13 protein-coding genes are annotated in these 13,805 nt (G+C 62.9%); 9 read left to right on the top strand and 4 right to left on the bottom strand.

Translation table 11 applies throughout. The annotated features are described in order from the left end of the window. Positions 1 to 3: 3 nt before the first annotated feature. Positions 4 to 936: a pyrroloquinoline quinone biosynthesis protein PqqB gene (gene pqqB / locus HT051_RS04285; protein WP_174540885.1), complete on the bottom strand. Its 933-nt coding sequence runs from the start codon at positions 934 to 936 to the stop codon at positions 4 to 6. 153 nt (positions 937 to 1,089) lie between these two features. After that, positions 1,090 to 3,642 carry a TonB-dependent receptor gene (locus HT051_RS04280; RefSeq protein ID WP_246810228.1) on the bottom strand — a complete coding sequence of 851 codons (2,553 nt, stop codon included), beginning with the start codon at positions 3,640 to 3,642 and terminating at the stop codon, positions 1,090 to 1,092. A 735-nt stretch (positions 3,643 to 4,377) separates the two neighbouring features. Here HT051_RS04280 and HT051_RS15110 point away from each other — a divergent pair. Genes HT051_RS15110 through HT051_RS04260 form a run of 4 tightly spaced genes read left to right on the top strand, consistent with a single transcriptional unit; the run spans position 4,378 to position 6,888 of the window. Next, complete coding sequence (locus HT051_RS15110; RefSeq protein ID WP_246810173.1) at positions 4,378 to 4,977, top strand: hypothetical protein; 600 nt, start codon at positions 4,378 to 4,380, stop codon at positions 4,975 to 4,977. Between the two features lie 58 nt (positions 4,978 to 5,035). Further along, positions 5,036 to 5,659, top strand: a complete 624-nt coding sequence (locus tag HT051_RS04270; protein WP_174540883.1) for a MotA/TolQ/ExbB proton channel family protein — start codon at positions 5,036 to 5,038, stop codon at positions 5,657 to 5,659. Beyond that, positions 5,659 to 6,099 carry a biopolymer transporter ExbD gene (locus HT051_RS04265; protein WP_174540882.1) on the top strand — a complete coding sequence of 147 codons (441 nt, stop codon included), beginning with the start codon at positions 5,659 to 5,661 and terminating at the stop codon, positions 6,097 to 6,099. Before HT051_RS04270 ends, HT051_RS04265 begins: the two co-directional genes overlap by 1 nt. Before the next feature lie 33 nt (positions 6,100 to 6,132). Beyond that, a complete protein-coding gene (locus HT051_RS04260) occupies positions 6,133 to 6,888 on the top strand; it encodes an energy transducer TonB (protein WP_174540881.1) in 756 nt (251 codons plus the stop codon). Positions 6,889 to 6,903: 15 nt separating this feature from the next. Here the strand turns inward: HT051_RS04260 and HT051_RS04255 are convergent, their stop codons facing one another. After that, positions 6,904 to 7,728, bottom strand: a complete 825-nt coding sequence (locus tag HT051_RS04255; protein ID WP_174540880.1) for a hypothetical protein — start codon at positions 7,726 to 7,728, stop codon at positions 6,904 to 6,906. Further along, entirely contained in the window at positions 7,718 to 8,521 is an 804-nt protein-coding gene (locus tag HT051_RS04250; RefSeq protein ID WP_174540879.1) for a hypothetical protein, read from the bottom strand. Before HT051_RS04250 ends, HT051_RS04255 begins: the two co-directional genes overlap by 11 nt. 443 nt (positions 8,522 to 8,964) lie before the next feature. Here HT051_RS04250 and HT051_RS04245 point away from each other — a divergent pair, with 443 nt between their 5' ends. Genes HT051_RS04245 through HT051_RS04225 form a run of 5 tightly spaced genes read left to right on the top strand, consistent with a single transcriptional unit; the run spans position 8,965 to position 13,778 of the window. Then, on the top strand, positions 8,965 to 10,560 hold the full coding sequence (locus HT051_RS04245) for a HAMP domain-containing sensor histidine kinase (protein WP_174540878.1): 1,596 nt from the start codon (positions 8,965 to 8,967) through the stop codon (positions 10,558 to 10,560). Next, positions 10,557 to 11,291, top strand: coding sequence for a response regulator transcription factor (locus HT051_RS04240; protein WP_174540877.1), 735 nt, complete (start codon positions 10,557 to 10,559; stop codon positions 11,289 to 11,291). The genes HT051_RS04245 and HT051_RS04240 overlap by 4 nt, the downstream gene beginning before the upstream one ends. 3 nt (positions 11,292 to 11,294) lie before the next feature. Continuing rightward, positions 11,295 to 12,272 carry an ABC transporter substrate-binding protein gene (locus tag HT051_RS04235; protein ID WP_174540876.1) on the top strand — a complete coding sequence of 326 codons (978 nt, stop codon included), beginning with the start codon at positions 11,295 to 11,297 and terminating at the stop codon, positions 12,270 to 12,272. Between the two features lie 5 nt (positions 12,273 to 12,277). Beyond that, positions 12,278 to 13,066 carry an ABC transporter permease gene (locus tag HT051_RS04230; protein WP_174542859.1) on the top strand — a complete coding sequence of 263 codons (789 nt, stop codon included), beginning with the start codon at positions 12,278 to 12,280 and terminating at the stop codon, positions 13,064 to 13,066. After that, positions 13,026 to 13,778, top strand: a complete 753-nt coding sequence (locus tag HT051_RS04225; RefSeq protein ID WP_174540875.1) for an ABC transporter ATP-binding protein — start codon at positions 13,026 to 13,028, stop codon at positions 13,776 to 13,778. Before HT051_RS04230 ends, HT051_RS04225 begins: the two co-directional genes overlap by 41 nt. The last annotated feature ends 27 nt before the right edge of the window (positions 13,779 to 13,805 follow it).

The following is a 13,805-nucleotide window of genomic DNA, read 5'->3' as shown; positions in this document are numbered from 1 at the left end:
CGGTTAGATTTCCAGCTTCATCCCGTCATGGGCGACGGTCCAGCCGGCCGCCTCAACGGTGCCGCGCTCCGGCGAGTCTTCGCGCAAAGCGGGATTGGAATTGTTGATATGGATGAAGATCTTTCGCTCCACGCCGAGCGGCTCGAAGATCGCCAGCGTGCCCTTCGGCCCGGACATATTCATATGCCCCATACGCTCGCCGGTCTTCTGCAGCATGCCTTGGCGGATCATCTCGTCATTGGTGAATAGCGTGCCGTCGAAGAACACGAGCGGTGCACCGGTTAGCCGTTCACGCAAAGGTTGGTCCACCTCGGCACAGCCCGGCACATAGAAGAAATAGGCGCCGGTATTGGTGTCGGTCACCTTGAGGCCGATCGTATCGCCCTCCTCCGTGCCGAAATCCTCGCCTGCGGATTCGTCTTCCAGATAGAGCGCCACCTTGCCCGGCACGGCGAAACCTTCCACCTCGATCCCAACCGGACCGTCCGGGCCTTCGACCACGGTCTTCTCCCCGAGGCGAAGCGGCACGCGGCGAACCAGATCCTCGGCCAGCACCTGAAAGATCGAGTTCTCGGCCAGAACGCCGAGCACCCGCTCGCTGCCATAGATGGTGAAGGGCTGGCCCTCGCGCAGATTGAGCAAACCGGCGACATGGTCCACATCGCCATTGGTCAGCACCACCGCCTTGATCGGGCTATTGCGCGTGGCCCCTGCCGGATCGGGATGAAGCTCGGGCGTCTCGTTGATCTGCTGGCGAAGATCCGGGGTCGCGTTGAGCAGCACCCAATCCTTGCCATTGGCGCTAACCGCGAGCGAGGACTGCGTCCGCGCCCGGATCGCCGGATCGCCCTTCCGCACCGCGGCGGAATTGGGCCCGTTGCAGTTCCATTGCGGCAGGCCGCCGCCCGCCCCTGAGCCGAGTACCCGGATAAACATGGCTAAAGGGATGGCCGTCCGGGCCCGCTTCCGTCAAGACCAAACTTGGCGCCGCGCACAAAAATGCGGCCCTCGCTGAATGCGAAGGCCGCAAGGCGTCAGGGACTTTAGGTGGGCCTAGGACGGGTGGCCCACCCGGTGACATTCCTGCTCTTACCAGAGCTTGATCTTGGCACCGCCATAGATCACAGCAGGCGGCGCGGGTGTGTAAGTCCGCGGATTGGTGAAGAAATCTTCGCCCAAGGCCGGATCGGCCTCGGCGCCCTCATTGCCGCCTTCCAGGTTAAAGAACGTGCCGAACAGGCCGTATTCCTGGTCAAGGACATTGTTGGCCAGAGCGAAAATCTGGATCCGCGGCGTGATCTGATACGAAGTGTGCAGATCGAGCCTCCAATAGCCGCCGAGCTGGGGCTGCTGGTTGGCTTCGTCGCCGAACAGATACTGGCTGCTGGCCGCGGTCACATCGCCGCCGATCTTCCACTTCGGAGTCACCCAGTAATCCATGCCGGCCTTGAACCGGTGCAGCGGCACGCCGGGCAGACGGTCGCCGGGGCGGACATGGACGCAGGCCAGTTCCCCTTCGTCGTCATCGTCGCCTTCGTCGTCGAAATCGCCAGCGTCGCAGATCTCTTCCTCGGCCGACGGGTTATCCGGGGAGTTGACGATCAGGCTCGATTCGTAGGTCGCCCGGATATAGGAGTAGTTGGCGTAAGCCTGCCAACGCTCCGCCTGATAGGAGAGCCCCGCCTCGATACCCTGACGCAACGTGTCGGCGCCGTTCTGGAAGTAGCCGCGGGTCGAGTTGGTGACGACGGTGACGATGTCGTTGTTGTTGTAGGTGCGGAACAGACCGAAATTCCACATCAGACGCTCGGTTCCGGCCTTGGAGATGCGCTCGCCGCGCAGCCCCGCTTCCCAGGTGTTGGACACCACCTGATCCAACGGCGGGTCGGCGACCAGGAAGCTCTCGATCAGGCACGGACGCTTGGGATCGGCGCAAGCCAGCTCCGCCGGCACCGGTGCACGGTTGGCTTCCGAATAGCCGCCATAGGCCGTGACGTTCGGCGTCAGCTGATAGGTCAGACCGGCCGCCGGGTTGAAGCGCTCATACACATTGGTGCCGTCCAATGCCGGGTCTTCGCCGGTGAGATCCTTCAGCTCGATGCTGGCGTAGTTGTAGCGGCCGCCGACGGTCAGCGAGAGACGGTCGGTTGCGTCAAAGGTATCGGAGAAGAACAGACCGAAATACTTGTTCTGCGTGTTGATGTCCTTCGGCGCGACCTCGTCCGGACCACCGAAATAGGTGCCCGTTCCCTTCACCACGAAACGCGGCTGGAACACAGCCAGCTCACTCTGCGCATTGAAGTCGACATCGCCCTGGTCGTAGCTGGCGCCGATCAGGAACTGGTTGCCGTGATTGAACAGATCCTTGCGGTTCACCAACTGCGCTGCGGTACCCCAGCTATTGGCCGTCTGGCCGGTGCTGTCGATGGAGCCGAGCTCCCCGGCAGGCGTCGGGATGGCATTGCCGCTCAGATCGAAGGCTTCCTCACCCTCCATGCAGAGAATGTCTTCGTCGTCGTCGCAGGGCTCCGCCTCGGAGATATTGCCGTCCAGATGGCTCTGCTTGAAGTGACGGTAATAGGCAACGCCCGACACGGTGATGTCGTCATTGACGTTGTAGCTGGCGGTGATCGACGGCATCACCATCTCGTTCGCAGTGGTCTGCGGCGAGGTGAAGGTGCGCTCGCGGTCGAAGCTGAGCAGCTGCACCGGTGCCGACGCGGTCACGCCAACATCGTTATTGGCGACGGTCACATTGGCGTGGATCTCGGTCTTGCTGTTCTTGAAGCCGATATCGCCATACATGCGGCGGATCTGCGAAGCCGAGAAGTCGCGGTAGCCATCGTCGGAGATGCGCTCAGCGGCATAGTAGACGGCCCAGTTGCCGCTCTGCATGCCGATCTCGGCGCTGCCCTGAACACGGCCGTAAGAGCCGGCCGACGTTGTCAGCTCGGCCCCGTGATAGGTGAAGCCGTCCTTCATCTGGATGGTGATCGCGCCGCCAAGGGCGTTCAGGCCGTAGACCGGGTTGCCGCTGACAACGCCGATATCCTGGATCGCGACCTCCGGAAGGAAGTCATAATTGACGATATCGCCGAACGACTCGTTGATCCGGATGCCGTTCTGATAGACCGCCAGGCCCTGCGCCACGCCTTGCACCGGCGAGGATTCAAAGCCGCGATACTGGATGTTGGTCTGGAATGAATTGCCCTGCAGATCGTCGACGATCAGGCTGGGCACGCGCTGCTCCAGTACGGTCTGGATCGAGTCGATATATTTCTGGCGGGCGAATTCCTGACCCGAAACATAGGCGGTGCCGCTCGGCACCTTCTTCAGCGGAATCTCGGACCCCGGATAGGGCGACATCGGCACACCGCCAACCGGGAACCCGACGAAGTCGTTATCGAAATCCACCACCTCGATCGGCGGCTGCACCACCGGAGCGGGAGCGGGGATCGGCGCAGGACGCGGCGCCGTCGTCACCCGCGGCGGGGGCGGCGCAACCGGCGGCTGCTCCTGGATCACCTCGACCGGCGGAACCTCGACTTCGCCATCGGTGACGGTATCCGTCGCCGGCGCTTCGACTTCCTGCTGTTCCGTATCTGTCGCTTGTGCATGTGCCGCTACCGGCACGAAGAGCATCCCGCAAAGCAAAATGCCAAGGCTAAATAGCCTTTCAGTCATAGTCCCACCCCCTGCAAGTCCAATCGGTCCCCACACGGTCAACCGAACCGCATGGGCACATTTGTCTGGGCCGTTTTGGCCCTTATGCTTGCCGTGTCGTGGGAAGTTCGGAGAGCTTGAGAAGTTTAAGGATGCCGGCGAAGCCGCCCCCAATGCGGTGCGTCGCCGGAATGTTGCCTTTTTGCCAGTGGCCGGAATTACTAAAAGGGCCCTGGCTCATCCCCTAATCTTAATGCCCCCGATCGCCCCCCAACTGGCGTATCGCGTTGCTACGAATCTTCGCAGTCCCGAAATGAATAGAACATGAAGGGACTATTAACGCTATCCTACGATGGTCGGGAAAACCTGGCATTTCAATTGCCAACAGTCCCGATCTTTCCCAACTTTTCAGCGCTTTAAAGAAGCAAGTCTTGCCCTCGACCCGCCGCCGCGAGATGCGGTTTCGCCCTTAACGCAAGGGCCGCAAGGCAGTTGATTCACCCAACAACTCCCGCTACCCATTGCCGCGGCCTATTATCTCGGGTGATTTGCCGCATCCAACATACGAGCGGCCCGCCGAAATTTTGGCGCGGTGGCCGCGGAGAAAATTGCCGTTTCGGCGTGTGAAGCTTTGCCAAAGCGCGTATAGCAAGGTTGCCCGATGGTAAACGGCGGGTCGCGTGCGGGCGAAAGATTTTGCGGGTGTGTGGTTCAATGTTTGTGGAAAGTCTCGCCAATAGCCGCGAAGCGCTCTGCCGGCCGCGGCGCATGTGTCGCCGTCCTTCCAGACATCGCGGCGTTAGCGACTTCTATGGCGTCGGTTTCGCAGCCTTCCTCGCCGCGGCATGGCTCGCCGCGGCGGCGCTGATCCAGCCCGTCCCCGCCCTGGCACAGGACACGCCGGAGCCGGCCGCAGAGACGAAGACCGATGCGCCGGCCACGCCGCAATCCGGCAGCCCGGAACCCGGAAGCCTGGCTTTGGAGTTGAACAAGCTCGAGCCGGCCGGCCCGAACTGCCGGGCCTATATGGTCATCACCAATAAGGCCGACAGCCGCTACGAGAGTCTCAAATTGGATTTGATCGAGTTCCGCACCGACGGCATCATCGGCCACCGCTTCGCCATTCAGCTCGGACCGGTCCGGCCCAACAAGCAGCAGGTGAAGCTGTTCGACATCGCCGGAAGCAGCTGCACCGATATCGGCAGCTTCCTGGTCAACGACATCCTGGAATGCCGCACGTCGTCCGGACCGATTGACGACTGCTTCTCGAAGCTTACCCTTTCATCGCGCACTGAAGCGCAGCTCAGCAAGTAGGGGCACCACCGTGGAGACAATAGCCGCTACGCCTGATTTTTCCGTCTGGGGCCTGGTGATGGCCGCAGATCCGGTCGTCAAAGGCGTCATGATCCTGCTTCTCGTTGCCTCGATCGCCTGTTGGGCCATCATCTTCGAGAAGATCGTCCGTTTGTTCGTTCTGGGCCGCGCCATCCGCAAGCTGGATAAGGTCGCCAAGGCCGACATCATCCCGCAAAACGCGCCCGGCCTGGTGGGCGATGTGCTCGCCGCGGCGGAAGCGGAGCGCGAGGTCGAGGCGCCCAACGAATCCCTGTCCGAATATCGCGCCCGTCTGGAGCGCGCCATGAAGTCGGCCCTGCGCCTGGACCTGCAGGCCATCGAGACCGGCCTGCCGTTTCTCGCCACCACCGGCTCGGCGGCACCGTTCATCGGCCTGTTCGGCACGGTCTGGGGCATCGTCAACGCCTTCACCGCCATCGCCCAGCAGAAGGACACCAGCCTTGCGGTCGTCGCGCCCGGCATCGCCGAAGCGCTGATCGCCACCGCGCTGGGTCTTGCCGCGGCCATCCCGGCGGTGATCGCCTACAACATGATCGCGGTCTCGCTCGGCCGCGCCTCCAAGACCGCCAATAGCTCCATCATGGAGATCGCCCGGCGCTTCCCGCGCGGCCATGTCGCCGTCCGAAAGGCTGCCGAGTAATGGCGATGTTCGTGGGCAATGGCGGTGGCGAGGCCGATGAGGGCGGCTATCAGCCCATGGCCGAGATCAACATCACGCCCATGGTGGACGTGATGCTGGTCTTGTTGGTGATCTTCATGGTCGCCGCGCCGTTGATGATGGCCGGCGTGCCCGTCGAATTGCCGTCCACCTCCGCCACCCGCGTGAGCAATCCGCAAAAGCCGATGATCGTTTCCCTCACCGCCGATGGCGGGCTCTATATCCGGGAAGATCAGGTGACCGAAGCGCAGCTCATCCCGCGCCTGCAGGCGATCCGCGCCCAGGAGGGCGACACCGTGGTCTATGTGCGCGCCGATAAGAGCGCCGTCTACGGCAAGGTGATGGATATCCTCGGGCTCGTGGGCAAGAGCGGCTATGGCCGCGTCTCGCTGCTTTCCCAGCCCAAGCATGGCGGCGAGTAACCCCGCCCCCTTGCTCGAGAACGGGCCGACACGATGATCCGCCTTTTCACATGGCTCCTCTCCATCGCGGTTCACGCCGCGCTCGCGCTGTTCTTGCTCGACAGCTCCGGCGGCTTGGCTCTGCAGAAGGGCTCCGGCGAGGATCTGATGGTGGTGGTGCAGCAGAGCCCCGCCATCCAGAATCTCGCTAGTCTCGGAAGCGACGCGATGACGGCTCAGGAAATTCTCCCCCAGCGCCAGCGACTCGCCGAAGTTCCATCCGATGAAGTTCAAGAGGTCAAACCTGCCGAGACGACGGAAGTCACGCCAGAGCAAGCGCAAGAAGCAGAGACCGTCGAAGACGCCGAAGTGATTGAATCCGACGAGGGACCGCAGCAAGAGCTGGAAATCCAGCCTGAGGTGAAGGAGGTCGAACCTCAGCCCACCCAGGAAATCACCATGGATTACCGTCCCGACCAAGTGGCTACGATGCGTGGTGCGGCGCAGAGCGGCGGCGGGAGCACCTCGGCACGGAAAGCTTTCATCGGCTCTCTACGCAAGCATATCGAGAACTTTAAACCGCAGCTACGCTCCAAGAGCGTCGGCTACGTGATTGTTGAATTTACCATCGATGGGTCCGGCGAGCTGCTTTCCTCCAAGGTCATCAAAAGTTCGGGTCATGCAGCTCTCGATGACGCCGCGTTGGCATCCGTCCGGCAAGCCGCCCCCTATCCGGCTATTCCCAGCGAGCTGTCGCAAGACAGTTTCACGATGAAGATCCCGTACCGATTTAGCATCGCAAAAAATTAGCTCAGCCAAACCAGGCTAGTTGAACTCGTAGCCGACGAAAACCTTGGCGGCGACGTCGGAACTCGCCTCGGTCAGGCCGAACAGCACCCCGAAGCTGACCGTGAACTCGTCGTATTTCTCCGGGAAGTCACCCTCGCCCGCCTCGATCAGGAAATCGTCGTCATTGCCCCAGGTGTAATAGAAGGCGGGTCCGACATAATGCTCCTGCGCGCCGAAGGGCCCCGTCGCGGCGAGATCGTCCACCTCGCCGAAGGCTTCCAGTGCCAGCACCAGACGATCGCTGACGCTATAGGCGGCTTGCAGGCTGTATTCGAGCCCGAGCCCCTGCTGCTCGCTCGGCCCCCATTTTTCCTTGAAGAACAAGATGTCGTTGGTGAGCAGAAAGTCGCCCTTGCCGTATTCGAAGATCGGCCCGAAATGCAGGTCGCCGGGATCGCCCCGGCCATTGCCAACCGGCTGCTCGATGCCGCCCTGCATGGCGAAGCCGAACCCGTCTCCCTCCAGCGTGACGATCTCCACCTGGGTCTCGAACTCGATGGCATTGATGTCGAACGTCTCGCCATCCGGCTGGGTGTAGCCTTGCGTGAACGCCAGCAGCCAATGGCTGGTCGGGCTCATCTGCAGCTCGAATTCCTGGCTCTGATCCAGCGGTAGATCGTCGTCGGGATCGTCGGTCTCCGCCAGCCCATGATGGGTCGCGCCGCGATATTGCAGCTGGATCTCGCCCGCATCGATGGTCGATTCCTGCACCTCGAACTCGGCAAGCGCCGGCGAAGCCAAAGCGCCGAGCGCAGCGAGCGAAGCTCCGAGGAGCAGAAGCCTATGCCGCTCAGTACTCAAGGGCCGCCATCGCTTTCACTGAGAGATCGGTGGTTGCCGGCGTCAGGCCGAATAGAAGCCCCAGCCCGATACGCCAGGCGGTCTTCCGTCCCGGCCCCTCCAGCTCCGGCTCGTAGAGCTCTTCCTCGCTCTCGCCGATCAGGTAGTAGAGGGTGGGGCCGGCCTGATGGGTTTGGTCGTCCAGCGGGCCGGAATGGGCCAGCTCCTCGATCTCGCCGAAGGCCAGCGCCGCGATCGACCAATGCTCGGCGAAGCGGTATTCCAGCTGGCTGGCATATTCGAAGCCGGTGCCGTCCTTGGCGAAATTACCCCGCTCCAGATTCAGCATCGGATTGAGGGTGAGCAGCCAGGGCCCGGACGCATATTCGAAGATCGGCCCGTATTCGAACTCGTCGGGCTCCTCGCGCGCGCTTTGGAAATGGCTGATATAGCCGAACATGAAAGCGAGGCCGTAACCGTCCCCGGGGCGCCGGTGCAGCACGAATTGCGTCTCGATGCTGAGATCGCGGAATTCCAGATCCCCACCGGAGACTTGCGTCAGACCGGGCGTCAGGCGGTACATCCACCAATCGGTGGGGGCCAGTTGAAATTCCAGCTCATGGCTTTGGCGAAGCGGCTTCTCCTCGCCCGGCTCAGCCTCCGGCACGCCGCTATGGGCCGCACCGCGATACTCCGCCTCGATCGTGTTGGCGTCGACATTAACTTGCGGGATTTCGAATTCGGCGTGCGCCGGTGCGCAAATCAGCGATCCCGCCAACAGCGCCGGCACCACAAACACCAGACGCGGCAACATAGGCCGAACAACGATCCGACCGGACACACGTCTCCTACGCATTACTCGTCGGCCGAATCGCAAGCTGTCCCCCCAAAGCAGCATCGATCTCGGAACCGGCGGCACGCCGCCGTAACCGGACTGTCATATCAGTCGATTGCCACATCTCCAATAATGAACGGGATAAATTGGCAATGCGCTCGGGAGGATAGAGAAACCGGTGGCCTCGGTGCCACAGAAGCCCTTCTCCGATGCCGCAAACCGCTCCGAAGATGAAACGGAGATGAAACCCAGATGAAAATCCAATTACGACAGCGGGTGCAGCACGGGGCAAAGCCGGGAACATGCGGTATAGAGAGGGAGAGGATTGTCTGGTTGAGGGGGAAGTCGGGTCCGAATCCGCCCTCGGCCGGCCGCAAGGGTTCGCCGCAGCCAGCGCCGGATCCTGAAACGTGAGATTGGGAATGCGTTACCAGACCAAGCTGGTGATCACGGCGGGGTTATTGCTCACCATGTCTCTTTCTGCAGCAGGTCTCGCCTATTGGGGGGTCGCCAAGTCCCACGACTATCTCACCCGTTCGCGCATTGCCCATGAGGAGCTGGAGACCCAGCTTCAGCTCTCGCGCCACAGCCGCCAGCTGTTCAAGGCCTGGACCGATACGCTGCTGACCGGCACCTCGCAGCGCCCCTTCGGCGCGGCCTACCTGGAAAAGGTGATCGAAGCCGATCTGGACAAGCTGGAACAGCAGAGCGAGCACGAGCTGCAGCTGGTCGGCGAGGCCGAATACGACACCGAGGCAGAGGAGATCACCCGGCTCAACGCCATCAAGAAAGAATTCCAGCACACCCTCGATCAGCTCGCTGAGGTCGAGCAGCTTCGAAGCCGCGGCCGCCCCGACATCGCCTGGCAGCGGCTGATCGATCTCCTGAAAGGCGGCATCGACCAGAAGCTCAACGAGCTGGTGGAACAGGCCGTCGCCGACGAGACCGCCGAGGTGAATCAGATCGACGCCGATGCCGCCCGTCTGCTGAACCGGCTGGAGCAGATCAGCCAGATCCACGCCGCCATCGCCATCGTCGCCACCTTGGCGCTTGTGGCGCTGCTGCTGCATGGCTTGCGCACGCCGCTGGCCGAGCTGTTGCGCGGCACCCGCTCGCTGGCCGAGGGCGACCTCTCCCACCGCATCGCCATTCGCGGCCGCGACGAGTTCGCCGATCTCGGCCAGAGCTTCAATCAGATGGCAGCCGATCTGCAGGCCCATCAAAAGGCGCTGGAATCCGCCCAGGCCAATCTGGAGACCATGGTCGCCGAGCGCACCGAAGAGCTGCGCCGCGCCAACGAATCCTTGCGCCATATCGACGAGACCCGCCGCGGCTTCTTCGCCGATATCAGCCATGAGCTGCGCACCCCGCTCACCATCATCCGCGGCGAAGGCGAGATCGCGCTGCGCGGCAAGAACAAGCGCATCGCCGAGTACAAGCACTCCATCGACCGCATCGTCGAACAGGCCAAGCACCTTTCGGTGCTGGTCAACGACCTTCTGTTCATCGCCCGCCAGGGTGCCGGCGCCGCCAAGATCAATTTGCAGAATCTCGATCTGGGCGAACTGCTGGAGCGGGTCTGCGGCGATGTCGAGGTCATCGCCAAGTCGAAGACCGTTACCGTAACCTTTGAGAACAAGGCCAAAGAGGCTTATGTCCATGGGGACCCGGCGCGGCTCAGGCAGCTTTTCGGCGTTCTGCTGGATAACGCCATCCGCTATTCGAAGCCGCGCGGGACCGTGAAGGTCGAGCTCACCAAGAAGGGGCAGACCCTGACCATACGCGTTGCCGATGACGGTATCGGTATCGCACCCGACGAGCTGGAAAGCATTTTCGAGCGCTTTCGTCGGGGAGGAAACGCCATGCAGCATAACGAAGAAGGCATGGGTCTCGGCTTGCCGTTGGCCAAAGCCATCGTCGAGGCTCACAAGGGGAGGATCGAAATGAAGAGCCGTCTTGGCAAAGGCTCCACCGTCACCATCACCTTGCCCGCCGAAAAAGCGGAGAGGGCATCGTGAACGTGCTTCTAGTGGAGGATGAACCGCGGGTCGCCGACTTCATCGATCGGGGCTTGCGGGCGGAAAATCATGGCGTCACCGTCGCATCGGCCGGCGGCGAAGGCGTTGAGCTTGCCCGCACCGGCGAGTTCGACGTCATCGTGCTCGATCTGATGCTGCCGGATATGCATGGCTACGATGTCTGCCAACGCCTGCGTGCCGAAGGCATCCACACCCCGATCCTGATGCTGACGGCGATGGACACGCTGGAGGACAAGATCAAGGGGCTGAAGATCGGCGCCGACGACTATCTGCCCAAGCCCTTCGATTTCGACGAGCTGCTGGCCCGTATGGAAGCGCTGGTCCGCCGCTCGCATCATTTCGCGCCCAACTCCAACGTGCTGCAAGTGGCCGATCTGGCGCTCGACCGCGACGCGCTGGAGGTCACCCGCGGCGGCGAGACCATCAAGCTCACCGCCAAGGAGCTCGCCATTCTGGAGCTGTTGATGAGCGCCCCGGGCCGGGTCTTCTCCCGCACCCGCATCCTCAATCAGGTCTGGGGCTATAGCGAAGATCCGCTCACCAATGTGGTCGACGTCTATATCGCCCGGCTCCGTCGCAAGATCGATACCGAAGAGCGCGAACCTCTGCTGGAAACCGTCCGCGGCCACGGCTACCGGCTGAAAGCGCCGAGCGAAAAGCCCGAAGCCGAAAAAAGCGCCGCCCAATCCGCAACCTCGTCGAAGGAGTGACCGTTGCGAAACCTTCTTTTCGCCCTCGTGATTTCCCTTAGCGCCGGCCTCGCCGCGGCGCCTGCGGCCGCCGAGGAGGATCTCTCTATCGGCGTCCTGAAATTCGGCACCATCAGCTGGCTGCTCGACACCATGCAGCATTACGGGCTGGACAAGGCCGAAGGCATCAAGCTCGACGTGCTGCCCCTGGCCAGCAATCAGGCGACCGCAGTGGGCTTGCAGGGCGGCTCCGTCGACATCATCGCCACCGACTGGCTATGGGTCTCGCGCGAGCGTGCCGGCGGCTCCGACTTCACCTTCTCGCCTTTCACCACCGCGCTCGGCGCGATCATGGTGCCCCCCGATTCCGACATCAAGACGCTGGGCGATCTGAAGGGCAAGACCCTGGGCATCGCTGGCGGGCCGCTGGACAAGAGCTGGCTGCTCACAGTGGCCTATGCCTTGCGCACCGCCGGCATCGACCTTCGCACCGACACCCGCCAGGTGTTCGGCGCCCCGCCGCTTCTGTCCGAGAAGGCGCAGCAGGGCGAGATCGACGCGGTGTTGAACTATTGGCCCTATGCCTCCCGGCTCGAGGCCAAGGGCTTTACCCAGCTCATCGGCATCGAGGATGTGGTCAAGGAGCTTGGCGCCAAGGGCGAGGTCTCCATGGTCGGCTTCGTGTTCAGCGAGACCTGGGCCAAGGATAATCCGGACGCCATCGGCGGCTTCCTGCGCGCCGCCGAGAAGGCCAATGAAATCCTGGCCACCGACGATGCGGCCTGGGAACGGCTGAAACCGCTGATGAAGGCGGAGAACGAAGCCACTTTCGAGGCGCTACGCCGCCGCTACCGCGAGGGCATCCCGGAGCGCTCCACAGCCCAGAACGAGGCCGACGCCAAGGTGCTGTATCACTTCTTGCGCGAATTCGGCGGCGAACGCCTGGTCGGGCCGAGCCAGGAGCTGGCGCCGGGCACCTTCTGGACGGGGAACGGGGCGTGACGGTCATGATCGCCCAGCCGAACCGGGACGCAAAGTCCGGGTCCCGCCGGGCCTGGGCGGCCTCGCTGATCTCGTTCCTGGTGTTCGTCGGCATCTGGTATGTCGCCGCGGCGGTAGCCGATAGCCGGCTTCTCCCCGGCCCCGTTGAGGTGGTCGAGTACACCGTCGACGAAGCGATCCACGGCCCGCTGCTGTCGGAGCTGGGCATCACGCTATGGCGCGTCGCCGCCTCCTTCGTCGTCGCCATGGTGATCGGCTGCGTCATCGGCATTATCCTCGGCCAATCGCCGAAGCTGAACCGCCTGTTCGACCCCTGGCTCATCGTGCTGCTCAACCTGCCGGCGCTGGTGATCATCATTCTGGCCTATGTCTGGTTCGGGCTGACCGAGGCCGCCGCCATCGGCGCCGTTGCCCTGAACAAGATCCCCAATGTCATCGTCACCTTGCGCGAAGGCGCCCGCGCCCTCGATCCGGGGCTGGACGAGATGGCCCGCGCCTACCGCATGCCGCCGATGGAGCGGCTGCGCCATGTGGTGCTGCCGCAGCTCCAGCCCTATATCGCGGCCGCCTCGCGCACCGGGCTTTCCCTGATCTGGAAGATCGTGCTGGTGGTCGAGCTTTTGGGCCGGCCGAACGGCGTCGGCTTCGAGCTCCATCTGAATTTTCAGCTTTTCAATGTGACGGCGATCCTCGGCTACACGCTGGCCTTCATCACCGTCATGCTCGCAATCGAATTTTTCTTGGTGCAGCCCTTTGAACGATACACGACCCGTTGGCGTAACCGGCCGGTTTGAAATCGATATCGCTTCCAAGATCTATCGCGGCGCCGACGGTGCCGAGGTCTTGGCCATTCGCGATTTCCGGCTTGAGATCGAGCCTGAGAGCATGACCGTGCTCATGGGCCCGTCAGGCTGCGGCAAGACCACCTTCTTGCGCATCCTGGCCGGGCTCGATCACGATTTCTCCGGTTCGCTCGACATGCCCGAGGAAGCCCGCATCGGCTTCATGTTCCAGGAGCCGCGCCTGCTGCCCTGGCGCACCGTAAGGCGCAATATCGAGCTGGTCGCCGATCCCGGCTTCACCGACGAGGATCTGCTGCAGCTTGCCGAGGCGCTGAACATCGCCGACAAGCTGACCGTCTATCCGGGCGAGCTTTCGCTCGGCTTGGCCCGCCGCGCCGCACTAGCCCGCGCCTTCGCCACCCGGCCCGACTTGCTGCTGCTCGACGAGCCCTTCGTCTCGCTCGACGAGCCCACCGCCGACCGGCTGCGCCGTCTGCTGCTGGAGGTCTGGTCGGCACGGCCGACCACCGCGGTGATGGTCACCCATAATCCGCGCGAGGCGGTGATGCTGGCCGACAAGCTTGTGCTGCTCGCACCGCGCCCGACCCGTGTGGTGGAGATCATTTCCATCGACACGCCGCAAGCCGAACGTGACCCGGCCGCCATCGAGGCGATCTATGCCGAGCTCTTGCAGCGCTATCCGGAGAACTTCGCCGGGCTCTAGCCGCGCATCCGGCGCGGCCGTAGCCTC

The sequence above is a fragment of the Methyloligella sp. GL2 genome, assembly GCF_013341275.1.
Lineage (GTDB): Bacteria > Pseudomonadota > Alphaproteobacteria > Rhizobiales > Methyloligellaceae > Methyloligella.
This window is presented reverse-complemented; position numbering and strand designations above follow the sequence as displayed.

Coding starts and splice junctions, on each gene's coding strand:
- HT051_RS04245 (WP_174540878.1), top strand. CDS start 8,965: ATGCGTTACCAGACCAAGCTGGTGATCACGGCGGGGTTATTGCTCACC.
- HT051_RS04270 (WP_174540883.1), top strand. CDS start 5,036: ATGGCCGCAGATCCGGTCGTCAAAGGCGTCATGATCCTGCTTCTCGTT.
- HT051_RS04250 (WP_174540879.1), bottom strand. CDS start 8,521: ATGTTGCCGCGTCTGGTGTTTGTGGTGCCGGCGCTGTTGGCGGGATCG.
- HT051_RS04260 (WP_174540881.1), top strand. CDS start 6,133: ATGATCCGCCTTTTCACATGGCTCCTCTCCATCGCGGTTCACGCCGCG.
- HT051_RS04280 (WP_246810228.1), bottom strand. CDS start 3,642: ATGCTCTTCGTGCCGGTAGCGGCACATGCACAAGCGACAGATACGGAA.
- HT051_RS04230 (WP_174542859.1), top strand. CDS start 12,278: ATGATCGCCCAGCCGAACCGGGACGCAAAGTCCGGGTCCCGCCGGGCC.
- HT051_RS15110 (WP_246810173.1), top strand. CDS start 4,378: ATGTTTGTGGAAAGTCTCGCCAATAGCCGCGAAGCGCTCTGCCGGCCG.
- HT051_RS04265 (WP_174540882.1), top strand. CDS start 5,659: ATGGCGATGTTCGTGGGCAATGGCGGTGGCGAGGCCGATGAGGGCGGC.
- pqqB (WP_174540885.1), bottom strand. CDS start 936: ATGTTTATCCGGGTACTCGGCTCAGGGGCGGGCGGCGGCCTGCCGCAA.